Here is a 22,554-nt window from a genome sequence, read left to right on the forward strand (position 1 = left end):
GTCCGCAGAACCACCGTCGCAATCGGGCGTCAGACTCACGCTCCGAGGTGCGAAGTAGATCGGACGACAGCATGGCTCTCTCGGCACCCGGCTCCCTCGCACAGGGGGGCGACCTGATCGAAGCGAACGGACGCAGCTACGCGCGGCCCCAGCGGCCGACCATCGTGATCTGCCTCGACGGCTTCGATCCCGACTACCTCAACCGCGGCATCGCCGACGGCACGCTGCCGACCATGGCCGCCCTCCAGAAGCGGGGCTATCTCGGCACGGCCCTAGCCTCGCTGCCGACCACGACGAACACCAACAACACCTCGATCGTCACCGGCGTGCCGCCTGCGATCCACGGCATCAACGGCAACTACTATCTCGATGCCGAGACCGGCGAAGAGATCATGGTGACCGACGCGCGCCGCCTGCGCTGCGGCACCATCCTCGGCGCGATGAGCCAGGCCGGCGTGCGCACCGCCGTGGTCACCGCCAAGCACAAGCTCCTGAAGGTGCTCGCCTACGAGATGGACGGCATCGCCTTCTCCTCGGAGAAGCCCGACAGCGGCGACCTCTCGGCGCTCGGCGTCTCGGGTGGTGAGGAACTCGTCGGCCGCAGCAGGCCCGACCAGTACTCGGCCGACCTCTCGCTCTTCGCCCTCGACGCCGGGCTGAAGCTGCTGGCTTCGTCGGCCAAGCCCAAGCTGATGTACCTGTCGACCTCCGACTACGTTCAGCACAAATACGAGCCCGGCGAGCCCGAATCCGACGCCTTCCACGGCGAGGTCGACCGGCGCATCGCGCGCATGATCGAGCTCGGCGCCACGGTGGCGCTGACGGCCGATCACGGCATGGCCGACAAGTCGACGGCCGAGGGCCAGCCGAGCGTGGTCTATGTCGAGGACGCGCTCAACGCGCGCTTCGGCGCCGGCAGCGTGCGGGTGATCTGCCCGATCGCCGATCCCTTCGTGCGCCACCACGGCGCACTCGGTGGCTTCGTCCGGGTGCACATGCTGAAGCCCGGCAATGTCGGCGAGATGATCGCTTTCGCGCGCTCCCTGCCCGGCATCGAACTCGTGCTCGACCGCGCCACTGTCTGCGAGCGCTTCCAGCTTCCGCCGGACCGCGAGGGCGATTTCGCGGTCTTCTCGGATCGCTCCACCGTGGTCGGCGCACGCCGCGAGGATCACGACCTCTCGGCCCTCGGCAACCATCGCCTGCGCTCGCATGGCGGCATCGGCGAGCAGCGCGTGCCCTTCCTGCTCTCGCGGCCTCTCAACCGCGACTACCGCGAGCGGGCCGAGACCGGCGTGCTGCGCAACCTCGACATCTTCGATTTCGCCCTGAACGGCGTCGCCTGAGCCGAAGGAACCAGACCCATGCGCACGATCTCATTCGGCGTTCTGGCGGTGATGGCCGTCGCGTCGATCCAGCCTGCCCGCGCCCAGACGATCCTCGGCACCGGATCCGCCTTCGCCCAGCCGCTCTATGCGAAATGGGCGCAGGACACGAAGGCAAGCACCGGCATCGCACTCAACTATCAAGCGGCAGGATCGAGCGTCGGACAGACGCAAGTGCTGAAGGGGCTGACTGATTTCGGGGCCTCGGACGTGCCGATGGAGGATGCGAAACTGCAGGAGGCCGATATTCTGCAGTTTCCCACCGCGGCCGGCGGCGTCGCGGTGGTGGTCAACATCCCCGGCGTGGCCCCAGGCCAGCTCCGGCTGACCGGTGACGTGATCGCCGACATCTACATGGGCCAGATCAAGAGCTGGGACGATGCGCGGATCGCGGCGCTCAATCCGGGCCTGAGCCTGCCGAAGCTCGGGATCGCGCCGTTCTACCATGCGGGCGGGTCGGGCACGACCTACGCTGTCGCCCGCTACCTAGCGAAGGTGAGCGAGCCCTGGCGGACGAAGATGGGCGTCGGGCTGACGCTCGACTGGCCGGTCGGCGCCGGCGTGAAGGGCAGCTACGGCGCCGCCACCACCGTCGCCCTGACCACCGGCGGGATCGGCTACGCCGAGAATTCCTATGCGATGGCCAATAAGCTCTCGACCGCGCAGCTCAAGAACCAGGCCGGCCGGTTCGTGTCGCCGAGCGGAGAGGCTTTCGCGGCTGCAGCCGAGAACGCGGACTGGGCGAAGGCGAAAAACTTCGCGGTCGACCTGACCTACCAGCCGGGGGAGCGTAGCTGGCCCATCGTCACCGCGACCTTCGTGCTCGTGCCGAAGAGCCCGGCCAAGGCGGCCTCCTCGGCGACGATCCTCAAGTTCTTCGGCTGGGCCTTCGCGCATGGCGACGAGGCGGCGAAGTCGCTGCAATACGTGCCGCTGCCGCGCAGCGTGAAAGCGCAGATCGAGGGGACCTGGGGCAAGCAGGCCGCCCGGTAACCGTCATTGCGAGGCGAAGCCGAAGCAATCCAGGGCAAACGGGCCAACGTCGCGGCTGTGGCTCTGAATTGCTTCGCGTTCGCTCGCAATGACGGAGAACGCGTCCCGACGCACGCCGCCGTATCAAGCGTCTCGTCAGATGCTGGGTGCCGCTCCCGCCGCGGCTAGCGGTCATCACTCTTTATTAACCCTGCTGCCCGGTCTGCCCGACTATCGGGGGACCGGGCGGGGGCGGGCTCGATTGACCCATCATGGTCATGTCGCTTCGAGCCTGGATCTCCGGTCTGCAAAATGAACGCGCCGCCGTCGAGGCCGAGGCGCGGAGGCTGATCGCGCGGCATGGTGCCAAGGCTCCCATCGTCGCCAAGGCGCTGGCCGGCGCACCGGGTCGGCGGCATACGGGCTTCGGTGCGAAAGTCCAAAAGCGCGTCGATAGGCTGGCCAAGGCTGGGCGCTCGTAACGGAATCGGGCGCGGCAGCGAACCTGGATGCACGATCATCTAGGGAGTCCTCCATGCGTGCGCTTCTCGTTGCCGTCGCTCTTCTTGCGGCGCCCTTCCCCGCCATTCAATCAGCCGTGGCCGCCGAGCGCCCTGTCGTCGTCGAGCTGTTCACCTCCCAGGGCTGCTCGTCCTGCCCGCCGGCCGATGACCATCTCCGGACACTGGCGCAACGCCGCCGCGACGTGCTGCCGCTCGCCTTCCACGTCACCTACTGGAACGGCCTCGGTTGGCGTGACCCCTACTCGCTCACGGCGGCTACGGAGCGTCAGGCGGCCTATAGCGACCGGCTCGGCGAGAGTTCGTTCACCCCGCAGGCCGTCGTCGACGGGCAGGCCAGCATCGTCGGCTCGCGGGGTGGCGAGGTCGATGCGGCGATTGCCGCCGCCCGGTCTCGGGCTCAGGCGGCGGTGCCGCTGGCGATCCGCCGCGCGGGGGGCGGAGTGACCATCACGGCAGGCGCCGGCTCGGGCCGGGGTCGCCTGCTCCTCGTCGGGTTCGACCGCGAGCACACCACGGCGATCGGCCGCGGCGAGAATGGCGGCCGCCGGCTGACGGAGGCGAACATCGTGCGTTCGCTGCGGGAGGTTGGTTCCTGGAACGGCACGGCGCTGACGCTCTCCGAGGCCGCGCCGGCCGGAGAGGACGCCGCGCTCCTCCTCCAGGCGCCGGACGGGCGGATCCTCGGTGCCGCGCGTCTCTGAGAGACGAAACGTAACCGTCGCGGGTGGCGGCGCGAAAAGGGATGCAGGACGCCGAGAACGGCAGCCCTTCAGGCCATCGCCACATCAGGAGATCGATCATGCGCCATTCCTTCGCCACCGCCGCTTGCGCCGCCTTCCTCGCCCTCTCCGCCCCGGCTCTCGCCGAAGACGCCAAGCCGGCCGGCGCCGCCACCGAGAGCATGAAGGCCGATCACATGAAGTCCGGCCAAACCGATTCCATGAAGGCCGACGCGCCCAAGGGCGACGGCGCGATGATGAAGAAGGACACGGGCGGCGCCATGATGAAGAAGCAGCCCGGCTCGACGGATTCGATGAGCAAGCACTGACGGCATCACGGCGGGAGGGCGGCGATGGGACTCGCTACGACGACGATGGCGGGTTTCGATCGCGGCCTGTATGGTCCCGCCGCGCGGCCGCTCTTGGCTGGCCGCGCGAGGTCTTCCGCGACCGGAATGGACAGGCACGGCAGGTCTGCGATCTTGCTGGAAGATGCGCTCTCAGCAGCCATGACGGCAGCCCAGGCCGGCGACGCGGCGGCTTATCGGACGCTGCTGCGCGATTGCATGCCGGTGATCGCCTCGGCGGCGCGGGGCAAGGGCGTACGCGGAGAGGCCGTCGACGACGTCGTGCAGGAGACGCTGATCACCCTTCACCGCGCGCGGGCGAGCTACGATCCCGCCCGGCCGTTCCTGCCCTGGCTGCGCGCCATCGCCCAGCGCCGCGCCATAGACGCGCTACGCCGTGACAACCGCCGCCCCAAGGAAGTCGACGACGCCGTCGCCTACGAAGCGCATGCCGACGACTCGATCCGCGAGGCGACGCACGGTCTCGAGGCGCGCGAGAGCGAAACTCGTCTCGCCCAGGCCGTCGCGGCCCTGCCGGCCGGGCAGCGTCAGGCCGTGGAAGAACTCGGCTATCGCGAGCGGTCCCTTGCCGAGACCGCGGCCTTGACCGGGCGTAGCGCCGGCGCCCTCAAGGTCAACCTTCACCGGGCGCTGAAGGCCCTGCGCGGCTCGCTCACCGACGCGCGGAGGGACGGCGATGTCTAATCTCGACCTCCTCGTCGACAGCCTGTCGGCCGATCTGCGGCCCGTGCGCCCGCTCGCTCCCCCCTCGATGCGGACGCTCGGCTGGTTCGCCGCCGTGCTCGGGCTCGGGGCCATCATGATGCCCTTCGCCGATCTCCACGCCGTCGCCGAGCGCCTGCACGTGCCGGACCTCTGCGTGGCGGCGATCGGAGCCGTGCTCACGGCCTTGTGTGCCTCCTTCGCCGCGTTCCAGACCAGCGTGCCGGGCCGCTCGCGGCTCTGGGCTCTGTTGCCGCTGCCGCCGCTGGCGCTCTGGATCGGCGCGAGCAGCCTCGGCTGCCTACGGGCCTGGATCGCACCGGGTTCCGACATCCCCGACGGCGCGGAGATCCGCGGCTGCATGACCTTCCTGGTCAGCGTCTCGCTGCCGCTCTCGGTGCTGCTGGTGCTGATGCTGCGCCGGGCCGCCCCGATGCGGCCGAACCTGACGGCTTGCCTCGCGGGCCTCGCCACGGCCGCCGCTGCCGCGGCCCTGCTGGTGCCGTTCCACCCGCACGACGCGACGGCGAGCGACCTGGCGATGCATGCCGTGGCGGTGAGCATCATCATCGCGCTCAACGGCCTCGCGGGCGGCCGGCTGCTCGATCGCGGGGCGTTGCGGATCTGACGCTCCATCGGGGCGGGACCCCCTTCCCGGATCACCCTCCGCTTCGCTCCAGGCGTCCGGGAAGGGGGTCGAGCGAGCCGATCCGGCGCCGCTCAGCGGCTGCCTGAATCCGGAAGGTTCGTCAGGATCGTCAGCGGCACGTCTCCGCCGCCCTCCGGCGCGAAGCGCGGGTTCAGCACCACAACTGCGAAAATCTGGCGGCTGTCCGGGCTGATGAAGGCGAAGGACCAGGTGCTGCCGTAATCGGCCAGCGGAAATTCTTTCCACCCGCGCCCGCCCGCCAGGGCCTTCTCGTAATGCTCCTTGATCGGAAGCGGTTCGGCATCGCTGTCGACCCGGCGGGGCAGGATGCGCAGGTCCCGGCCGAAGCGCGAGGCGAGCTGGTCGAGCACCTCCTTCTGCGCCTGCTTGTCGGCGACGCGCACCGCGTCCGTGAAAGCGTCGTCCTTGGCCGCGGACACGCCCGGCGCGTCTGGCGGCACGACGGCCGGGGCCTCGCTGCAGGCGGCCGTGGTCAGGGAGAATGCGGTCACAGCCAGCAGCGAGAGGGCCTGCCGGCGTGTCGTCGGGCCGTGCGGCATCAGGGTTCCTGGAAGGGGTCGCCCGTCACTACCACCGGCTTCGGCGGCCGGTGCCAGGCGCCGGGCTGGTCGTCCGATCCGGTGCCCAGCGGGCACTGGACCATGACGCTGTCGCTCCAGCGGCCGAACTTGTAGCCGATCGCCGGCAGCAGGCCGACGCGCACGAAGCCGCAGGCCTCGTGCAGACGCAGGGAGGCTTCGTTCTTCGCGTCGATATAGCCGATCATCTGGCGGTATCCGCCCGCCGCGCAGGCTTCGATCAGCGCCGGCAGGAGGCGACGCCCGATGCCGGAATGCAGGTGGTCCGGGTGCACGTAGATCGAGTGCTTCAGCGCGTAGCGATAGGCCGGGCGTTTGCGGAACGGCACCGCATAGGCGTAGCCGGCTACCAGCCCTTCGCACTCGGCGACGAGGTGGGGCAGGCGCTTCTTGCGCATGGTCTTGCGCCGACGCTTCAGGTCGTCCGGAAGCAGGCGCTCTTCCTCGAAGTCACCGACATCGCCGACGCCGCGGCGGATGTGGTGCTCGTAGATCGCCACCATCGCCGTCACGTCTGCGTCGGAGGAGGGCCGGATCACGATCTCCGGCCAGGAGGCGGGTTTCGGCCGGGCGGCCGAGGCCTCCGCCGTCATGCCCCCTCGCGCAGCACGTAGGTGAAGAACCGGATGCGCCCGTCCGGCTCGACCTGGCGGTAGACGCCCTGGATCTCGGCCTCGAAGCCAGGGAACAGGTTGGCCGAGCGCTCGAACATCTTGAAGTAGTCCAGCATGGGCTTGGAGCGCTCGTCGATCCGCTCGCCCGGCAGCACGGTGCCGATTCCGGGCGGGTAGACCAGAAGCAAGGTCGTGGCCACGCGGCCTTCGGCTTCCGCGATCGGCACGAAGTCGACCTTGTTACGGGTCAACATCTGCGCCGCGGCCTTGGGCGGCATTACCATCGTAGGCAGGTGCTCGGGCATGAACTGCCGGCGCTGGAGCCCCGAGGTGTTGTGCTCGCGATGGAAGGCGTGGAAGTCCGCGCAGAGGTCGCGCAGGCGGACGCCCTGGTAGCGCTGCGGGCGCTTGCGCACGAATTCCGGCATGGCCTCCTCGAGCGGCACGTTGTCGTCGTGCAGCCGCTTGAAGGCGACGAGGCCCGAGATCAGCGTGCCGGCCTTCGAGGATTCGACGCCGGGGGTGAGCAGGAAGAGCAGGGAGTTGAGGTCGTTCTTCTCGGCGACGATGCGGTTCTCACGCAGATACTGCGCGACGATCGGCGCCGGGATGCCGTGCTCGGCATATTCGCCCGTCTTCCGGTCGAAGCCGGGGGTGAGCACGGTGAGCTTGTTCGGGTCGGTGATGGCGTAGCCGGGCGCGACCTTGGTGAAGCCGTGCCAGCGGGCGCCGGGCTTCAGCTCCCAGTGCTTGACCTCGGAGGCGAGCACGTCCGTCGGCAGGCTCTCCCAGGGCACCTCCTCGCCGTCCGAGTCGATGGCGACGTCGGGCACGAAGGCGTCGAAGAACCAGCGGCGCTTCTTGTCGCCCTCCTTCTCCTCGAACTCCTTGCGGATGGCGCGCACCTTCTTGCGCCACTCGATGCCGAGCCGGATCGTGTCGTCCCACAGGATCATGCCCGAGCGGCCCTTCATCATCTGCGCGCCGACGTCGAGCGAGGCGAAGAGCGGGTAGAAGGGAGAGGTCGAGGCGTGGACCAGGAAGCTCTCGTTCAGCCGGCGATGCTCCACGCGCCGCGTCTGGCCGCGGATGTGGCTGTCCTTGGTGTGGATCTGCGAGGCCTGGGAGAAGCTCGCGAGCTGCTTGTGGGTCGATTGCGTGGCGATGATGCCGGGCGAGGTCTCGTCGAGCCCGGTCAGGCCCATGGCGAAATGGCCGGCGAAGAGCGGGTGGAACTTCATGAAGCCCGCCCAGGCCTCGTCGAACAGGATGTAGTCGCAGAGGTGGCCGATCTTCTCGACGATCATCCGCGCGTCGTAGATCGTGCCGTCATAGGTGCATTGCTCGATCACGGCGACGCGGAACGGGCGCTCACGGCTCCAGGCCTCCGGGTCGGTGATTAGCGGGTTGTTCTTGATTTTTTCCCGGATCTTCGTCTCGTCGAGAGCATCGTGGAAGATCGGGCCGATCAGGCCGTAGGCGTTGCGGTCGGTCTCTAGGAAGATCGGGATGCCGCCGGCCAGCATCAGTGCGCCGTGATGGGCGGCCTTGTGGTTGTTGCGATCGAACAGCACCAGGTCGCCCTCGGCGACGAGCGAGCCGAGCACCACCTTGTTCGAGGCCGAGGTGCCGTTGAGGACGAAATAGGTCTTTTCCGCGCCGAAGATCTGCGCGGCCTCTTTCTGCGCCTTCAGCGCCGGACCCTCGTGGGTCAGCAGGTCGCCGAGATCGAGCACCGAGTTGTCGAGGTCGTCTCGGAAGACCGCCTCGCCGAGATGCTCGACGAAGATCCGGCCGATGGGCGAGCGGTTGTAGAAGATGCCGCCATTGTGGCCCGGGCAGGTCCAGAGCTGGTTGCCCTCCTCGGCGTAGTCCACCAGCGCGCCAAAGAACGGCGTCTTCAGCGTCTCGGCATATTGCGTGACGCGGCTGACGAGGCCGCGCGCGATGAATTCCGGGGTCTCTTCCGCCAGGAAGATGTAGCCGTCGATGAAGTCCAGGAGCTCGACCGGGATGTCCTCCAGGCGCTTCCGGCGGACCATGATGACGATCGGCATTTCGAGGCCGCGCTTCCTCATCATGTCGATGAGCGAAGCCGCCTTGCCGTCGAGGCCGCGCTTACCCCAATCCACCACGAGGCAGCCGACGGCGGCATCGGTCTGCACGGTGATCGAGGCGTCCTCGACGCGCCGGGCGCGCACCACCTCGAAGCCGCGTTGCTCGACCGCCGCCACGATCTGCGCGACACGGGCGCCTTCGAGATCGTCCGGATCGAAGGTCGGCGTGCACATCAGCACCGTGAAACGGCGATGAAAGTCCATGGGCGGGCGGCTCCGGTTTCGTGGAAGGCGGACAGATGCCCGTCTCACGATGACGATGCAATGACGGAGCGGAGAAGAATGCTTTCCCGGCTTCACAATCGGCGGAGCGGATGGCCACGGCCACGCTCGGTGCCGCCCCGCACCGCGTCGTCGGCGAGGCCGGTCATGATGCTCACACCATCGGGTGAAAGATGCTCATGGCGAACCAGTCTCGGCGCGCGGCGGCATGGTGCCTCGTCCTCACGCTGCTCGCGATCTCACCGGCTCTGGCCGAGCCAAGGCCGCCCTTCGTGGCCGCAGCCCGCGCCCAGATCGGCAAGACGCTGATCTACGATCCGGCCTACCAGCGGATCGCCTTCCCGAATGGCGACGTGCCCGAGGAGCGCGGCGTCTGCACGGACGTCGTCATACGCGCACTGAGGGTGGCCTACGGCTACGACCTCCAGCGCGAGCTGAACGCCGACATTCGCAAGAAGCCCTCGGCCTATCCGCGCCGCTGGGGGCTTCGGGGCGCCGACACCAACATCGACCACCGCCGAGTGCCGAACCAGCAGGCCTTCTTCCGTCGCAAGGGCTGGGAGTTGCCGGTGACCCAAGAGCCGAAGGACTACCGGGCGGGCGATCTCGTCACGCAGATGCTGCCGGGCACCCTGCCGCATATCGCGATCGTGTCGGATCGTGTCTCGGCGGATGGACGGCCGCTGGTGATCCACAACATCGGCGCCGGGGCGCGGGAGGAGGATACGCTGTTCGCGTTCCCGATCACCGGGCACTACCGGTTCGTGAAGCTGTGACGGGTGAAAAGGCGTTCTGGATCAGAGATTTACCCGCTTCGTCATTGCTTGGCGACGCTCGCAATGACGGGGCGGTCACGCCGTCGCGACGTCGAGCTTCCTACAAAGCGCCTCGAACTCGTCCGCGTTGCTGTAGCGGATGCGGATCTCGCCCTCGCCGGTCGGCTTGGCCTTCACGGCGACGCCGAAGCCGAGGGCACGGGCCAGCGTCTGCTCTAAGGTGCGGATCTCGGTATTCTTCTCGACCACGCGGCGGGTCTGCATCGCCTCGGGCTTTTCAGCCCCGCTCGCTTCGGCTTCCGCAGCAGCGATTGCCTCGATCTCGCGAACGGACAGCCCTTCGGCGACGATCCGCTTGGCGACAGCCTCGGGGTTGCGCACGGAGAGCAGGGCGCGAGCATGGCCGGCGCTGATCTCGGCATTGACCACGCGATCCTGGATCACCGGAGAAAGCTGCAGCAGCCGCAGGGTGTTGGCGAGATGGCTGCGGCTCTTGCCGAGGATCTCGGCGAGCTCGCGCTGAGTGTACTTAAACTCGGTCATCAGGCGCTCGTAGCCCGAAGCCTCCTCGATGGCGTTGAGGTCTGCACGCTGGACGTTCTCCAGAATCGCGTATTCGAGCGAGGCCTTCTCATCGAGATGCAGGACGACGATCGGGATCTCGGTATGGCCGGCGATCTGTGCGGCACGCCAGCGGCGCTCGCCGGCGACGATCTCGTAGGTGCCGGGCACGCCGGGCAGCGGGCGCACCACCACCGGCTGGATGACGCCGCGCATGCGGATCGACTCGGCCAGCTCCTTGAGCTCGGTCTCCGAGAAGCTGCGTCGCGGGTTGCGCGGATTGGGTCGCAGGAACTCGACCGCGACCTTGCGCTGCTCGCGATCGTAGCTGCCGCGCGCCTCGGTCGGGAAGTCGCCGATCAGCGCCGCGAGGCCGCGTCCAAGCCGGGGCCGTGCCGCATCGTCCGCCATCATGGGGATACTCCGCTACTCTTTCGTTTTCAGGCGGCCGCGGCGGGCGGCGGCATGCGGCCCTCGCGCTGGATCACCTCGGAGGCGAGGCGCAGATAGGCCTGGGCGCCTGCGCATTTGAGGTCGTAGAGCAGCACTGGTTTGCCGTGCGAAGGCGCCTCCGAGACGCGCACGTTGCGCGGGATCGTGGTGCCGTAGACCTTGTCGCCGAGGAAGCCCCGGACATCGGCCTCGACCTGGGTCGAGAGGTTGTTACGCGGGTCATACATGGTGAGCACCACGCCCTGGATCTCCAGCCGCGGGTTCAGCGCCGACTTTACTTGATCGACGGTCCGCAGAAGCTGGCTCAGACCCTCCAAGGCGAAGAACTCGCATTGCAGCGGCACTAGCACCGCATCGGCCGCGGCGAGCGCGTTGATGGTCAGCAGGTTCAGCGAGGGTGGGCAGTCGATCAGGATGTAGCTGACGTTCTGCGTGGCAGGGTTGGTGTGGATGTCTCGCAGCACCCCGCGCAGGCGATGAGCGCGATCAGGCAGGCTCGCCATCTCCAGTTCGAGGCCGAGCAGGTCCATGGTCGAGGGGGCTACCGAGAGGCGCGGAACCGCCGTCGGTACGACGGCCTGCGCCAGCGAGGCCTCGCCCGCCATGACGTGATAGGTCGAGATTTCGCGGCTTCGCCGATCGATGCCGAGGCCGGTCGAGGCGTTGCCCTGCGGGTCGAGATCGATGACCAATACTGTCTCGCCGATGGCGGCGAGTGCCGTGCCGAGGTTGATCGCTGTGGTCGTCTTGCCAACGCCGCCCTTCTGGTTGGCAAGGGCCAGGATGCGAAGAGGCCGTCTGGGATCGTTCATGAGTCCCTGCGAGAGAGGGCCGTGATGCGCAGGATCTGGGCCTGCGGATCGGTCCGGCTCGGGATCGAATCGTAGGTCAGACTCCACTTACCCACAGCTTCGGTCAATTCCGCAGATGCATCACGTCCCTTGGGAAACAGACCAGTTATCCCAGTTTTCAACAGGGGTTCGGTCCACGCGAGAAGTTGGTCCAAGGAAGCCAGCGCGCGAGCGCAGACCACGTCCGTATCGTGGTGCTGGTCGATCACTGTTTCGATGCGTGCGTTGATGATGGTCGCCGGCGCGCCGGTCAGACGAGCGGTTTCGGTGAGGAAGGCGCATTTGCGCGAATTGCTCTCAAGAAGTTTCACGTGAAACATTTCACGGTCGCGGCCGGCAATAGCGAGGATCAGGCCGGGGATTCCGGCGCCCGAGCCGAGGTCGAGCCACCGGGTGGCGTTCGGCATCGCATCGAGCAGTTGCAATGCGTCGGCGACGTGCCGGGTCCAGACCTCTGAGAGTGTCCCGGGCCCGACGAGATTTTTCACCGCCTGCCAGCGCGTGAGCTGTTCGACGTAGATGTCGAGCAGCCGCGATGTTTCACGTGAAACATCGTACTGGGCAAGGATGCGATCCCGGTCGTCGGCTGCCATCTTATTCTGAATCGTCCCGGCTCGCTGTCGCCGGCACGTTCTGTATGGCCTCGACCGCGCTCAGTACAGGCTGCCTCTCAAAGAGCAGCTCCGGCGCCTTTGCCGCGCCGTCCATGCGCCGCCAGCAAGGTCAGCGCAGCCGGCGTCACGCCCTCGATCCGGGCGGCTTGGCCGAGCGTGGCAGGGCGGACCGCTTCTAGCTTGACGCGCATCTCGTTCGACAGCCCGGCGATCGCATCGTAGGCGAGATGGGCTGGCAGCCTGACCGCTTCGTCCCGGCGGAAGGCGGCGATATCGGCGTCCTGACGGTTGAGATAGACAGCATAGGTCGCGTCCGTCGTCAGGCGCTCTGCTACGGGCCTCGGCACATCCGCCAGCTCCGGCCAGACGGCGGCGAGCCGGTTCCAACCAATCTCCGGATAGGACAAGAGCTGGAAGGCGCTTCGGCGTAGCCCGTCGCGGTTGAGCGTAATGCTGTGCCCCGCGGCCTCGTTCGGCGTCAGGCTCAGCGTATCTAGCCGAGTGCGCACGGCTGCAAGCGCCGACTGCGATTGCGCAAAATGCTCGGCGCGTCGCTTGCCGACGCAACCCAGTGCGAGGCCGCGTCCCGTCAGCCGCTCGTCGGCATTGTCGATACGCAAGGACAGCCGATACTCGGAGCGCGACGTGAACATGCGGTACGGCTCGCTCACACCCTGGGTGACGAGGTCGTCGATCATCACGCCGAGATAAGACTCGGCCCGGTCGAACACGGCGAGGTCCGAGCCGCCGGCAAGCCGCGCGGCGTTCAGCCCGGCGACGAGCCCCTGAGCGGCCGCCTCCTCGTAGCCAGTGGTGCCGTTGATCTGGCCGGCGAGGAACAGCCCCGGCAGGCGGCGTGTCTGGAGCGTCGGGTCGAGCTCGCGCGGATCGACGTAATCGTATTCGATGGCGTAGCCCGGACGCACGATCCGCGTGTGCTCGAGGCCCGGGATCGCGGCGATGATCGCAGCCTGGATCTCTTCCGGCAGGGCCGTCGAAATGCCGTTCGGATAGACAGTCGTGTCGTCGAGTCCCTCGGGCTCCAGGAAGATCTGGTGGCCCTCACGGTCACCGAAACGCACGACCTTGTCCTCGATCGAGGGGCAGTAGCGCGGCCCGCGGCTACTGATGCCGCCGGAATACATCGGCGAACGCTGCAGGTTTTCGCGGATGAGATCGTGCACGCGCAACGTCGTGCGCGTCACGCCACACGCGATCTGCGGGTTGGTGATCCTGTCGGTGAGCGAGGAGAACGGTACGGGGTCCTCATCCGCGTGCTGCATCTCCAGCGAGGACCAGTCGATCGTGGTGCCGTCCAGCCTTGGCGGCGTGCCCGTCTTGAGGCGCCCTAGCCGGAAGCCATGACGGTCGAGCGTCTGCGCCAGGCCGATGGCCGGTCCTTCTCCGATGCGGCCGGCGGGGATTTGCTGCTCGCCGATATGGATGAGGCCGCGGAGAAATGTGCCTGTCGTCAGCACGACGGCTCGCGCGCCGATCCGGCGGCCATCCGACAACACCAACCCGGCGACGGTGCCGTCTTGCAGAATGAGATCGTCCGCCTCACCCTCGACGACGGTCAGGCCAGAGGTCTCGGCTACGGCGGCCTGCATCGCGGCGGCGTAGAGCTTGCGGTCGGCCTGGGTGCGGGGCCCGCGCACGGCCGGTCCTTTCCGCCGATTGAGCAACCGAAACTGGATGCCGGCCGCATCGGCGACCCGACCCATCAGGCCATCCAGAGCATCCACCTCGCGCACCAGATGCCCCTTGCCGAGGCCGCCGATCGCGGGATTGCACGACATCGCGCCGATGGTTGCCGCTTTATGCGTCACCAAAGCAGTGCGTGCGCCGGCGCGCGCCGAGGCCGCCGCCGCCTCGGTGCCGGCATGGCCGCCGCCGACGACGATGACGTCGAAGCTCTGGAAGGGGATCTGGGACATGGGCGTGATTAGGCGTCCCCGAGCCGAATCGTCAACGGAACCAGCACTCCGGCTCACCGCTCTGCGCGGCTCGGCAGGACTGCCTCAGTGAGTGTTCGCCGCGGTCTGGCATCGTCATTGCATTAACGATGTCTGAACAGTCTTCGCTTTCGCCGTTCGAGCCCGAGGGAAGAGCTGTTCTGGTCGACGATGACCGTGGTCTCAACGACGAGACGGAGGCAAGTGTATGGGTGTGGTGACGATCGGCCTCGGTGCGATGCTGTGTGGCAGCGGTGCCGTGGCGCATTTCGCGAACAAGAAGCATCACAACGAGACCTTACTGGCGCTCGGCGGCTTCTGCTTCCTGCTCGCCGGATTGTTCGTGACCCGGTCCGGCCACTTCTAGCCACGCCGCCGCGCGGCTTCCCCGGCGATCCGCAGAAGCGCCGAGGAAGCATGGGCATGGGCGAGATCGGCATCCGCTCGCCGGCAGGCGAGGACGGATTCCTGCAGCGCCGCCACCGCGTGCCGCAGGGCGCCGGGCGACCAGCGGGCGAGCTGCGTTTCCACCAACGACTTTCTTCGGAAATGAAGGCCACGCCAGTTCGCGACCAGCGTGCTGGCGCTCGCTGACGGATCGTCGAGCTTGGCATTGAGCAGGGCGAGGGCGTGCCGCAGGGCCGCGCCGAGCATTGCCGAGGGGTCGAGCCCCTCCTGCCGGAAGCGACGTGCCTCGCGCTCAGTTTCGGCCATCCGCCCCGCGAAAGAAGCGTCGATCAGCGTATTGAGAACGCTCGCCCCGACATCGCAGACGATCGCCTCGACGTCGTCCAGTTCCACCCGCTCGCGGCCCTGGGCATAGAGCGCGAGCTTGTCGATCTCGGAGAGGCTGGCGCGGCGGTCGGCGCCCAGGCTCTGGGCCAGCAACTCGCGCGCGTCCCGGTCGATTCCGAGGCCGCGCTCCCGCAAGGTCGTCTCGATCAGCTCCGACAACGTCCGCGCATCGTCGGGGTAGCAGGGGATGGCGAGTGCCCGGGACGACTTCTCGCAGAGCGCCCGCAAGGGTGAGGATTTTGCGAGATCGCCGGCCTCGACGACGATGCACGCACCGTCCGGTTCGCTCTTGAGCACGGCGTCGACGGCGGGCGCATAGTTGCGGGAGCCCGAGCGCACCCAGATCGTGCGGCTTCCGCCGAACAATCCGATGGTGCCGGCCTCGTCGACGAGGCGGCCAGGATCGGAAGCGAGAGCGTCCCCGTCGAGCTTCACCAGGGCGAAGGGGTCGTCCGGATCGGATGCCATTCCCTTGACCAGCCGCGCGGCGCGGTCGGCCACGAGGCCGATATCGGGACCGTAGACGAGCACGAGCAAAATGCGCGGGTCGGGGCCACGCCGCAGCAGGCCTTCGATGTCGCCGGGGCGGACGGCGGTCATGCCGACGCCGTGTCGTCATTGCTTCGATACGCTCGCAATGACGGCGAGGGGACCGTGAGATTCCCGATCGACCATCGACTCATGTCCGCCTCCGCCTCACCGAGGCTCGATAGCAGGAGTCGCGGTCGATGACACCGCAGCCGCCGAGAAGACCGGCGGCTGCGTGTGCCTACGTTTACTCGGCCGAAGCGACTTCGACGACGTCGCCACTGCGCTTGAAAGCGATGGTGGTCTCGTTACCGTCGGCGCCGATGGTGCCGGGGATCGAGAGGTGCACCGTCTGGTCGGCCTTGAGCGTGGTGGCAAGGCGGATGACCTGCGGCCGGTCGGCACCGGAATTCACGGCGGCGAGGGTGGCGACCACGCGGTAGCCGTCCTTCTCCACGGTGTAGAAGGCCGAGCCACGGAAGGAGCCGAGATCGATGGACTTGCCGGCGGCGGGCTTCCACTCGGCAGCCGAAGCGGCGGTGGCGAGCGTCATGACGGCGGTGGCGAGTGCGAGCGTGCGCATGTGGGTGGTCCTGTGCGGTTACTGTCCGCCGGGAGTGCCCGTACGGAAAGCCGGTAGCACCGGGAGCCCCGAATATGCAGGCCGATTGCTGCACTGCGAAGATGGAGATTTTGCAGTGCGTCAATGCTTAAATTGCATATCAAAATGATTTTTCGGCTATGCAACCGCCTCTCATGCATACATCCAGCGGCAGCCGCTATGCGGCCGCCAAAGGCTTCGAGACGTCCTCCAGCGACCGGCCTTCGGCAGCCGTCCCCCAAATCCAGCCGACGACAGAAGCCACCGCCATCAACGCGGCACCGATGAGGTAGCCGACGAAGACCCAGTCGCGGGAGCCCGTCTCCACCAGCGCGCCGAACAGCAGCGGCCCCGACACGCCGCCGATCCCCGTCCCGATGGCGTAGAAGGCGGCGATGGCGAGCGCCCGGATCTCCAGCGGAAAAGTCTCGGCGACGGTGAGATAGGCGGAGCTGGCCGCAGCGCTGGCAAAGAAGAACACCACCATCCAGGTCGTGGTCTGACCGACCGGCCCGAACACCTCGATCTTGAACAAGTAGCCCGCGCCGGCGAGCAGCAGGGCCGAGATGCCGTAGGTGAAGGCGATCATCGGCCGGCGTCCCACCGTGTCGAACAGGCGTCCGAGCAGCAGAGGTCCCATGAACGAGCCCAACGCGAAGGGCAGCAGGTACCAGCCGACATGGCCGCCGGGCACGCCGTAGAAGCGCTCCAGCACCAGGGCGTAGGTGAAGAACAGGGCGTTGTAGAAGAAGGCCTGGGCGATCATCAGGGCGAGCCCGACGAAGGTCTGGGTCCGGCTCGTCACCAGCATGGCATTCGCCACCTCGGAGAGCGGCGTGTGGCTGCGGGTCTTCAGCTTCATGCGACGGCTCTTGTCCACCGGCGGCAGGGTGATGCCCTCGTCGGTGAAGCGCTTCTCGATGCCGGTCACGACCCGGTCCGCTTCCGCCGTATAGCCGTGGGTTGCGAGCCAGCGCGGGCTTTCGGGGATCCATGTCCGCAGGAGCAGGATGACCAGGCCGATGCCGCCGCCGACGAAGAAGGCGATGCGCCAGCCATAGGTCGGGTCGATCCATTCGGGCTTGAGCACGGCGATGGACAGGAAGGAGCCGAGTGCCGCGCCGATCCAGAACGAGCCGTTGATGACGAGATCGGTCCAGCCGCGGACGCGGGCCGGGACGAGCTCCTGGATGGTCGAGTTGATCGCGGTGTATTCGCCGCCGATCCCCGCCCCCGTCAGGAAGCGGAAGACGCAGAAGCTCCAGATGTCCCAGGACAGGCCCGAGGCCGCCGTCGCCGCGAGGTAGAGGGCGAGCGTGATGAAGAACAGCTTCTTGCGGCCGATCCGATCCGTCAGCCAGCCGAAGCCGAGGGCGCCCACCACGGCACCGACGAGGTAGGAGCTCGCGGCGAGGCCGACATCGAACTCGGAGAAGGACATCGGCGGGTTGCGCAAAGCTCCGACGAGGGCACCGGCCAGCGTCACCTCGAGCCCGTCGAGCACCCAGGTGATGCCGAGGGCGATGATGACCAGGACGTGGAAGCGGCCCCAGGGAAGGCGATCGAGCCGGGCGGCGATGTCGGTGTCGATCACCGTCCCCATCGGAGCCTGTTCCGGCGCCCCGGATCCCCCTTGTCCCTCGACCTTGCTCGCCATGACGCCCCATTAACTTCAATTCAACGCAGCTGTTGGGAACGCGTCGCGACCCGATTCGACCACCTCAGGCTGGAAAGATTTCGCATGGCTGAATGAGCCCATCGCTCGGGCCATTCCGTCATGACCACCTCGCTTCGGATCACCACGCTGTTCCTCGCCGCCGGCTTCACCGGCGCGCTGGGACTGACCGCCGCGCCGCCCCAGGCGGCCGACGGCACGCTGGGCCGCGACCGTGAGGTCGTCGATCTTTCAGGCGCCGAACGCTGGGCCTTGCGGCCGACCCGCGTCAGCACTGCGGCCACCTTCGTGCAGCGGCCGGGGCTCAAGGAGACGCCGCTCGCGAAACTCCCGACCGAGCGGCGTGCCGTCCGTGTGGTCTACCAGGGTTATTTCGAAGGAAGCGCGGTCAGCCCGGCTCACTGAGCCTCGGATCGAGGGCATCGGCGAGGCCGTCCCCGAGCACGTTCAGCGCGACGAGACTGACGACGAGGAAGCCGGCGGGTGCCCCGAGCATCCACGGAGCGGATTCAAGCGCCCGCGAGCCCTCGGCGATCAGCACGCCCCAGGAGGTCGCGGGCTCCTGCACGCCGAGGCCGAGGAACGACAGGAAGCTCTCCAGCAGGATCACCCGCGGCACCAGCAGCGTCGCCGCCACTACGATCGGCCCGATGGTGTTCGGCACGATGTGACGGACCAGAATCGCCGGCGTCGTCAGGCCGAGGGCCTGGGCGGCCCGCACGAAATCGCGGCCCTTAAGGCTGAGCGTCTGGGTCCGGACGATGCGGGCCATGTCGAGCCATTCGACGGCGGCGATCGCCACCAGGACCAGCCAGAGCCCGGCTCGGAAGAACACCAGCAGGACGATCACGAAGAAAACGAAGGGCAGGGCGTAGAGGATGTCGACCAACCGCATCATCAGGGCATCGACCGCGCCGCCGATTAGGCCCGAGACGGCTCCGTAGCTGACGCCGACGATGAGCGCGACGAGGGTCGCGGTAAGACCGATCAGCAGCGAGATGCGGCCCGCGACGAGGCAGCGGGTGAAGAGATCGCGCCCCACCACATCGGTGCCGAGTAGGAAATAGAACCGCTGAATCCGCGTCTCGACGACGAGACGGCGGCCGTCCCCCGAGCGCTCTAGAATCTTGGGCGGACCGAACAGGTCGGAGCGCGGGAGGTAGCTCAGGCTGCGCTCGTTGATCGGCTTCGGCGACGTCAGGGTGAGGCGGACCGTCCCGTCCTTCACCGCGAAGTCCTCGACGGCGAGGCGCATCCGGAAGGCGAGCCGGTCGATGGCCGGCCGCACGGCATCTGGCTGCGGGTGGGCCGCGAGGCCCGGCTTCATCCGCACGAGATCCGGATAGATCCGGCCCGGCGCATGTCCGGTGAGGAAGGGACCGGCGAGACAAGCCAACGCCACCACGATCAGCGTCACCAGCGCGGCCAGAGCCGGCCGGTTGCGCAGCAGGCGTCGCCGGGCGAGGGCGGCAAGGGAGGTTGCGCGGGGGCGGTGCACGGCCGTCATCGGGCGCGAATGTTCCACGTGAAACACTCACGCTTGCGGGCGCTGCCTCTCACGCCCCCAGCCTCAGGCGCGGGTCCACGATCGCAGCCAGGAGGTCTGCGATGAGATTGAACGTCACCACCATCACCGCGACAAGGACCACCGTGCCCATGACCAGGGTGTAGTCGCGGTTCAGCGCTCCATCGACGAAATATCGCCCGATCCCCGGCAGGCCGAAGATCGTCTCGACCACAACGGAGCCCGTGAGAAGCGCCGCCGCCACTGGTCCGAGGGTGCTGATCACCGGCAGCAGAGCGCCGCGCAGCGCTTGCAGGGCGACGCGATGGGGTGGGAGTCCCATGGCACGGAGCGTCCGGATATGCGGCTGGACCAGGACCTCGTTCAGGGCCGAGCGGGTGAGCCGCGCGACGGCCGCGACCTGCGGCAGAGCCAGCGTCAGCACGGGCAGCACCAGGTTGCGTGGGCTGCCGCCCTCCCAGCCGCCGACCGGGAGCCAGCCGAGGCTGAGACCGAACCCGATCTGGAGCAAAGGCGCCGTGACGAAGGTCGGCACCGCCAGGCCGAGGGAGGCACCGAGCCCGACCAGGCGATCCGCCAATCGCCCGCGCCGGAACGCGGCCAGCGTCCCGAGGGCCAGCCCGAGCGCGAGGGCGACGATCAGGGCAAGGGCTCCGAGCGTCGCCGAGACGGGAAGGCCGCGGGCGAACAGATCGTTCACGGTGAGATCGCGGAACGAGAAGGACGGGCCGAGATCACCCTGGGCCAACGAGAGCAGGTAGCGCCCGTACTGCACGATCAGTGGCTGATCGAGGCCGTAGAGGCGCTTGAGGTTTTCCATCGCCGCCGGAGGAAGAGGCCGCTCCAGGTCGAACGGCCCGCCCGGCGCCAGCCGCATCAGGAAAAAGCTCAGGGTCACCACGACGAAGAGCGTCGGGATCGCCTGGAGCAGCCGTCGCAGGGCGTAGCCGATCATTGGCGTCCTACCCCGCCGTCATTGCGAGCCGAAGGCGAAGCAATCCAGGGCCACACCCGCGAGATCAGCCCATTGGCCCTGGATTGCTTCGCTTCGCTCGCAATGACGGAGTTGGAGGTCATGACAGCGACAGGAAGCGCGTTGGCGCGACGTTGCGCAGGTTCGGATGAATGCCGTGCAGGCGGGGCGAGACCAGCGCCTTCGAGCGGTAGTGCAGCACCGGGATCCAGGGCAGCTCGCTCACCACGATCCTCTCGGCCTGGAAGAGCATGTCGGCCCGCTTGCCGACCTCCCGCTCCGCGGCGGCCTGGTTCAGCAGACCATCGTATGCGGCATTCGACCAGTGCCCGGCATTGAAGCCGACATTCCCCGTCCTGAGCAGAAACAGGAAGTTCTGCGGGTCGGAATAGTCGGCGTACCAGGACATGCGCGCCAGATCGAAATCGCCGCCGTCGCGCAGATAGGCGAAATGGGTCTTCGCGTCCGTGTTGACGAAGCGCGTCTCGATGCCGATGCCCCGCCAGAAATCGGCGAGCGCGATCGCCGTGTTGCGATTGTTGTCGGTGGTGTTGAAGCGGTACTCGAGCGTGAGCGGCGCCTTGCCCGGCCCGTAGCCAGCCTCGGCCAGCAGCGCCCTCGCCTCCTCCTCCCGGTCGATCGGCAGGGTCTCGCGACCGGCGAGCTCGGGCGGGTCGCGATAATTGTCGAGGCCCGGCGGGCAGAGCGAGTAGGCCGGAGCCATGGTGTCCCCCCAGACGGCCTGGGCCAGGAACTCTCGGTCGATGACGAGTGACAGCGCGCGGCGGACACGGATGTCGTCGAAGGGCTTCTTGCGCGTGTTCACCGCGATCGCCAGCAGGCCCAGCGCCGGGCTGAGTTGGACCTGATCGCCGAAGCGCGCCTTCAGCGAGGGCATCTGGTCGGCGGGGAGATCGGACAGCGAGTCGATCTCGCCGGCCGCGTAGCGGCGCACGGCCGAGGAGAGGTCCGGCGTCGGGATGAAGGCAACCTCCGAGATCGCGATCGTGCCCGCGTCGCGAAAGTGCGGGTTCTTTCGAAGCGTGATGCGGTCGTTCGGCACCATGTCGACCAGGGCGTAGGGGCCGTTGGTGACGAGCCGGCCCGGACGGGTGAAGGCGTCGCCGTATTGGGCGACCGAGGGGCGATGCACCGGCAGCGAGGTCTGGTGCGTCAGAAGTTCGAGGAGGTAGGGCACCGGCTCCGCCAGCGTGACCACGACGGTAGCGGCATCGAGTGCCGCGACGCCGAGCGTCTCCGGTCCCGCCTCCCCGCGGTTCACGGCCGCCGCGCCCCGGATCGGATAGACCACCTCGGCATATTTCGCCGCCGTCTTCGGGTCGAGGATGCGGCGCAGGCCGAAGACGAAATCCTCCGCCGTCACCGGGTCTCCGTTCGACCAGCGGCCGTCCGCTCTTAGGGTGAAGGTGTAAGTCAGGCGGTCCTCGGAGACCGTCCAGGAGGCCGCCGCGCCGGGGATCATGCGGCCGTGATTGTCATAGGTGAGCAGGCCCTCGTAGAGGTCGCGCAGCAGATGCGCTTCGGCGACCGTCGAGGTCTTGTGCGGATCGAGCGTCTCCGGGTCGGCATCGTTGCCGCGGCGGTAGAGCGAGGTGGCGGCGCGAGCCGGCGTGCCGAGCGATAGGCCGAGCCCGAGTGCAGCACCGCCTTTCAGCCAGGAGCGCCGGGCGATGCTCATGCTCTAAAGGCCCCGTCCGTCATTGCGAGCGAAGCGAAGCAATCCAGGGCCGACGCGCAGACGTCGCGGGTGGTGCTCTGGATCGCTTCGCTTCGCTCGCAATGACGGCATGGGTGGACGCTCAGGCGCCGGTATCGCCGTTGAAGCCAGCCGCCTCGATGCCGGCGAGCGCGCAGATCTCGTCGTTGTCAGAGGTGTCACCCGAGATACCCACGGCGCCAACCACCCGGCCCTCCCCGTCCCGGACCAGCACGCCGCCCGCCACCGGCACCAGCGCCTCCGGGCCGACGACGTGGCTGACCGCCGCGACGAATTCGGGCTGCTCCTGCGCGCGCTTGGCGATCGCTCGCGATCCGAGCCCAAGTGCCAGCGCGCCGTTGGCTTTGCCCCGCGCGATCTCGCCTCGGCGCAGCGAGGTCCCGTCCTCGGCGGCGAAGCTCTTGAGAGCGCCGCGCGCGTCGTAGACCACGACGCAGAGCGGCTTCAGGTTCCGCTCGCGCGCCGTCCGGAGGGCGGTGGCGACGAGGGTCTGTGCCGCGGCGAGCGTCAGGTCGGACATTCGGTTTCCCTTGCTGGGCCCGGAAGAAGGGCCGCCGTCGATAGCGCGGATGGGCAGGGTTGCAAACACGCGCCCTGCCCTGGCCGTCGCGCGAGCGCGGTCCAGTTACGGCCGTCGA

The 22,554-nt window shown here is 67.9% G+C and carries 24 protein-coding genes; 10 read left to right on the forward strand and 14 right to left on the reverse strand.

Features of this window, described 5'->3' with window-relative positions:
• Positions 1-71 precede the first annotated feature (71 nt).
• The 7 genes from phnA to GGR33_RS01570 all read left to right on the forward strand — a co-directional run bounded on the left by phnA (position 72) and on the right by GGR33_RS01570 (position 5,298).
• Complete coding sequence (gene phnA / locus GGR33_RS01540) at positions 72-1,346, forward strand: phosphonoacetate hydrolase (RefSeq protein ID WP_183501612.1); 1,275 nt, start codon at positions 72-74, stop codon at positions 1,344-1,346.
• Positions 1,347-1,364: 18 nt separating this feature from the next.
• Positions 1,365-2,378: a phosphate ABC transporter substrate-binding protein PstS gene (pstS, locus tag GGR33_RS01545; protein WP_183501613.1), complete on the forward strand. Its 1,014-nt coding sequence runs from the start codon at positions 1,365-1,367 to the stop codon at positions 2,376-2,378.
• A 251-nt stretch (positions 2,379-2,629) separates the two neighbouring features.
• Positions 2,630-2,839, forward strand: coding sequence for a hypothetical protein (locus tag GGR33_RS01550; protein ID WP_210301801.1), 210 nt, complete (start codon positions 2,630-2,632; stop codon positions 2,837-2,839).
• A gap of 53 nt (positions 2,840-2,892) precedes the next feature.
• Positions 2,893-3,582 carry a DUF1223 domain-containing protein gene (locus GGR33_RS01555; protein ID WP_183501615.1) on the forward strand — a complete coding sequence of 230 codons (690 nt, stop codon included), beginning with the start codon at positions 2,893-2,895 and terminating at the stop codon, positions 3,580-3,582.
• Between the two features lie 98 nt (positions 3,583-3,680).
• Positions 3,681-3,929 (forward strand): hypothetical protein, encoded by a 249-nt coding sequence (locus tag GGR33_RS01560; protein WP_183501616.1) that lies wholly within the window; start codon positions 3,681-3,683, stop codon positions 3,927-3,929.
• Positions 3,930-4,109: 180 nt separating this feature from the next.
• Complete coding sequence (locus GGR33_RS01565) at positions 4,110-4,652, forward strand: RNA polymerase sigma factor (RefSeq protein ID WP_246412713.1); 543 nt, start codon at positions 4,110-4,112, stop codon at positions 4,650-4,652.
• On the forward strand, positions 4,645-5,298 hold the full coding sequence (locus GGR33_RS01570) for an NrsF family protein (RefSeq protein WP_183501617.1): 654 nt from the start codon (positions 4,645-4,647) through the stop codon (positions 5,296-5,298). The genes GGR33_RS01565 and GGR33_RS01570 overlap by 8 nt, the downstream gene beginning before the upstream one ends.
• A 92-nt stretch (positions 5,299-5,390) precedes the next feature.
• Here GGR33_RS01570 and GGR33_RS01575 read toward each other — a convergent pair whose 3' ends face one another.
• The 3 genes from GGR33_RS01575 to GGR33_RS01585 are packed head-to-tail and all read right to left on the reverse strand — an operon-like array spanning position 5,391 to position 8,853.
• Positions 5,391-5,879: a hypothetical protein gene (locus tag GGR33_RS01575; RefSeq protein ID WP_183501618.1), complete on the reverse strand. Its 489-nt coding sequence runs from the start codon at positions 5,877-5,879 to the stop codon at positions 5,391-5,393.
• The gene (locus GGR33_RS01580) at positions 5,879-6,511 is read right to left on the reverse strand and encodes a GNAT family N-acetyltransferase (RefSeq protein ID WP_183501619.1); all 633 of its coding nucleotides are present in this window, start codon (positions 6,509-6,511) and stop codon (positions 5,879-5,881) included. The genes GGR33_RS01575 and GGR33_RS01580 overlap by 1 nt, the downstream gene beginning before the upstream one ends.
• On the reverse strand, positions 6,508-8,853 hold the full coding sequence (locus tag GGR33_RS01585) for an Orn/Lys/Arg family decarboxylase (RefSeq protein WP_183501620.1): 2,346 nt from the start codon (positions 8,851-8,853) through the stop codon (positions 6,508-6,510). Before GGR33_RS01585 ends, GGR33_RS01580 begins: the two co-directional genes overlap by 4 nt.
• A 197-nt stretch (positions 8,854-9,050) precedes the next feature.
• Here GGR33_RS01585 and GGR33_RS01590 point away from each other — a divergent pair, with 197 nt between their 5' ends.
• A complete protein-coding gene (locus GGR33_RS01590; protein WP_246412715.1) occupies positions 9,051-9,647 on the forward strand; it encodes a DUF1287 domain-containing protein in 597 nt (198 codons plus the stop codon).
• Between the two features lie 75 nt (positions 9,648-9,722).
• On the opposite strand, the gene GGR33_RS01595 is transcribed toward GGR33_RS01590, so the two are convergent.
• From GGR33_RS01595 to mnmG, 4 genes are all read right to left on the reverse strand, one after another.
• Positions 9,723-10,619 (reverse strand): ParB/RepB/Spo0J family partition protein, encoded by an 897-nt coding sequence (locus GGR33_RS01595; RefSeq protein ID WP_183502133.1) that lies wholly within the window; start codon positions 10,617-10,619, stop codon positions 9,723-9,725.
• 29 nt (positions 10,620-10,648) lie between these two features.
• Complete coding sequence (locus GGR33_RS01600) at positions 10,649-11,473, reverse strand: ParA family protein (protein WP_183501622.1); 825 nt, start codon at positions 11,471-11,473, stop codon at positions 10,649-10,651.
• Entirely contained in the window at positions 11,470-12,105 is a 636-nt protein-coding gene (gene rsmG, locus GGR33_RS01605) for a 16S rRNA (guanine(527)-N(7))-methyltransferase RsmG (protein WP_183501623.1), read from the reverse strand. The genes GGR33_RS01600 and rsmG overlap by 4 nt, the downstream gene beginning before the upstream one ends.
• A 77-nt stretch (positions 12,106-12,182) precedes the next feature.
• Positions 12,183-14,063, reverse strand: a complete 1,881-nt coding sequence (gene mnmG, locus GGR33_RS01610; protein ID WP_183501624.1) for a tRNA uridine-5-carboxymethylaminomethyl(34) synthesis enzyme MnmG — start codon at positions 14,061-14,063, stop codon at positions 12,183-12,185.
• A 226-nt stretch (positions 14,064-14,289) separates the two neighbouring features.
• Between mnmG and GGR33_RS01615 the strand changes: the two genes are divergently transcribed.
• A complete protein-coding gene (locus tag GGR33_RS01615; protein ID WP_183501625.1) occupies positions 14,290-14,448 on the forward strand; it encodes a hypothetical protein in 159 nt (52 codons plus the stop codon).
• Here the strand turns inward: GGR33_RS01615 and holA are convergent.
• The 3 genes from holA to GGR33_RS01630 all read right to left on the reverse strand — a co-directional run bounded on the left by holA (position 14,445) and on the right by GGR33_RS01630 (position 17,662).
• Positions 14,445-15,476 (reverse strand): DNA polymerase III subunit delta, encoded by a 1,032-nt coding sequence (gene holA, locus GGR33_RS01620; RefSeq protein WP_183501626.1) that lies wholly within the window; start codon positions 15,474-15,476, stop codon positions 14,445-14,447. The two genes, GGR33_RS01615 and holA, sit on opposite strands and share 4 nt — an antisense overlap.
• Positions 15,477-15,651: 175 nt before the next feature.
• Positions 15,652-15,987 (reverse strand): hypothetical protein, encoded by a 336-nt coding sequence (locus GGR33_RS01625; protein WP_183501627.1) that lies wholly within the window; start codon positions 15,985-15,987, stop codon positions 15,652-15,654.
• A 196-nt stretch (positions 15,988-16,183) separates the two neighbouring features.
• Complete coding sequence (locus GGR33_RS01630; protein ID WP_183501628.1) at positions 16,184-17,662, reverse strand: MFS transporter; 1,479 nt, start codon at positions 17,660-17,662, stop codon at positions 16,184-16,186.
• Positions 17,663-17,782: 120 nt separating this feature from the next.
• Between GGR33_RS01630 and GGR33_RS01635 the strand changes: the two genes are divergently transcribed.
• On the forward strand, positions 17,783-18,085 hold the full coding sequence (locus GGR33_RS01635; protein ID WP_183501629.1) for a hypothetical protein: 303 nt from the start codon (positions 17,783-17,785) through the stop codon (positions 18,083-18,085).
• Here GGR33_RS01635 and GGR33_RS01640 read toward each other — a convergent pair.
• The 4 genes from GGR33_RS01640 to GGR33_RS01655 all read right to left on the reverse strand — a co-directional run bounded on the left by GGR33_RS01640 (position 18,069) and on the right by GGR33_RS01655 (position 22,436).
• Entirely contained in the window at positions 18,069-19,187 is a 1,119-nt protein-coding gene (locus GGR33_RS01640; protein WP_183502134.1) for an ABC transporter permease, read from the reverse strand. The genes GGR33_RS01635 and GGR33_RS01640 overlap by 17 nt on opposite strands.
• Before the next feature lie 49 nt (positions 19,188-19,236).
• Positions 19,237-20,160 carry an ABC transporter permease subunit gene (locus tag GGR33_RS01645; RefSeq protein ID WP_183501630.1) on the reverse strand — a complete coding sequence of 308 codons (924 nt, stop codon included), beginning with the start codon at positions 20,158-20,160 and terminating at the stop codon, positions 19,237-19,239.
• 118 nt (positions 20,161-20,278) lie between these two features.
• Positions 20,279-21,877, reverse strand: coding sequence for a peptide ABC transporter substrate-binding protein (locus GGR33_RS01650; protein WP_183501631.1), 1,599 nt, complete (start codon positions 21,875-21,877; stop codon positions 20,279-20,281).
• Positions 21,878-21,998: 121 nt separating this feature from the next.
• The gene (locus GGR33_RS01655; RefSeq protein WP_183501632.1) at positions 21,999-22,436 is read right to left on the reverse strand and encodes a GlcG/HbpS family heme-binding protein; all 438 of its coding nucleotides are present in this window, start codon (positions 22,434-22,436) and stop codon (positions 21,999-22,001) included.
• Between the last annotated feature and the right edge of the window lie 118 nt (positions 22,437-22,554).

This window comes from Methylobacterium brachythecii (genome assembly GCF_014196345.1).
Classification (GTDB): Bacteria; Pseudomonadota; Alphaproteobacteria; order Rhizobiales; family Beijerinckiaceae; genus Methylobacterium; species Methylobacterium brachythecii.

Excerpts from the sequence above, each read along its gene's own strand:
- phnA (WP_183501612.1), top strand. The coding sequence starts at position 72 with ATGGCTCTCTCGGCACCCGGCTCCCTCGCACAGGGGGGCGACCTGATC.
- pstS (WP_183501613.1), top strand. The coding sequence starts at position 1,365 with ATGCGCACGATCTCATTCGGCGTTCTGGCGGTGATGGCCGTCGCGTCG.
- GGR33_RS01550 (WP_210301801.1), top strand. The coding sequence starts at position 2,630 with ATGGTCATGTCGCTTCGAGCCTGGATCTCCGGTCTGCAAAATGAACGC.
- GGR33_RS01555 (WP_183501615.1), top strand. The coding sequence starts at position 2,893 with ATGCGTGCGCTTCTCGTTGCCGTCGCTCTTCTTGCGGCGCCCTTCCCC.
- GGR33_RS01560 (WP_183501616.1), top strand. The coding sequence starts at position 3,681 with ATGCGCCATTCCTTCGCCACCGCCGCTTGCGCCGCCTTCCTCGCCCTC.
- GGR33_RS01565 (WP_246412713.1), top strand. The coding sequence starts at position 4,110 with ATGACGGCAGCCCAGGCCGGCGACGCGGCGGCTTATCGGACGCTGCTG.
- GGR33_RS01570 (WP_183501617.1), top strand. The coding sequence starts at position 4,645 with ATGTCTAATCTCGACCTCCTCGTCGACAGCCTGTCGGCCGATCTGCGG.
- GGR33_RS01575 (WP_183501618.1), bottom strand. The coding sequence starts at position 5,879 with ATGCCGCACGGCCCGACGACACGCCGGCAGGCCCTCTCGCTGCTGGCT.
- GGR33_RS01580 (WP_183501619.1), bottom strand. The coding sequence starts at position 6,511 with ATGACGGCGGAGGCCTCGGCCGCCCGGCCGAAACCCGCCTCCTGGCCG.
- GGR33_RS01585 (WP_183501620.1), bottom strand. The coding sequence starts at position 8,853 with ATGGACTTTCATCGCCGTTTCACGGTGCTGATGTGCACGCCGACCTTC.
- GGR33_RS01590 (WP_246412715.1), top strand. The coding sequence starts at position 9,051 with ATGGCGAACCAGTCTCGGCGCGCGGCGGCATGGTGCCTCGTCCTCACG.
- GGR33_RS01595 (WP_183502133.1), bottom strand. The coding sequence starts at position 10,619 with ATGGCGGACGATGCGGCACGGCCCCGGCTTGGACGCGGCCTCGCGGCG.
- GGR33_RS01600 (WP_183501622.1), bottom strand. The coding sequence starts at position 11,473 with ATGAACGATCCCAGACGGCCTCTTCGCATCCTGGCCCTTGCCAACCAG.
- rsmG (WP_183501623.1), bottom strand. The coding sequence starts at position 12,105 with ATGGCAGCCGACGACCGGGATCGCATCCTTGCCCAGTACGATGTTTCA.
- mnmG (WP_183501624.1), bottom strand. The coding sequence starts at position 14,063 with ATGTCCCAGATCCCCTTCCAGAGCTTCGACGTCATCGTCGTCGGCGGC.
- GGR33_RS01615 (WP_183501625.1), top strand. The coding sequence starts at position 14,290 with ATGGGTGTGGTGACGATCGGCCTCGGTGCGATGCTGTGTGGCAGCGGT.
- holA (WP_183501626.1), bottom strand. The coding sequence starts at position 15,476 with ATGACCGCCGTCCGCCCCGGCGACATCGAAGGCCTGCTGCGGCGTGGC.
- GGR33_RS01625 (WP_183501627.1), bottom strand. The coding sequence starts at position 15,987 with ATGCGCACGCTCGCACTCGCCACCGCCGTCATGACGCTCGCCACCGCC.
- GGR33_RS01630 (WP_183501628.1), bottom strand. The coding sequence starts at position 17,662 with ATGGCGAGCAAGGTCGAGGGACAAGGGGGATCCGGGGCGCCGGAACAG.
- GGR33_RS01635 (WP_183501629.1), top strand. The coding sequence starts at position 17,783 with ATGACCACCTCGCTTCGGATCACCACGCTGTTCCTCGCCGCCGGCTTC.
- GGR33_RS01640 (WP_183502134.1), bottom strand. The coding sequence starts at position 19,187 with ATGACGGCCGTGCACCGCCCCCGCGCAACCTCCCTTGCCGCCCTCGCC.
- GGR33_RS01645 (WP_183501630.1), bottom strand. The coding sequence starts at position 20,160 with ATGATCGGCTACGCCCTGCGACGGCTGCTCCAGGCGATCCCGACGCTC.
- GGR33_RS01650 (WP_183501631.1), bottom strand. The coding sequence starts at position 21,877 with ATGAGCATCGCCCGGCGCTCCTGGCTGAAAGGCGGTGCTGCACTCGGG.
- GGR33_RS01655 (WP_183501632.1), bottom strand. The coding sequence starts at position 22,436 with ATGTCCGACCTGACGCTCGCCGCGGCACAGACCCTCGTCGCCACCGCC.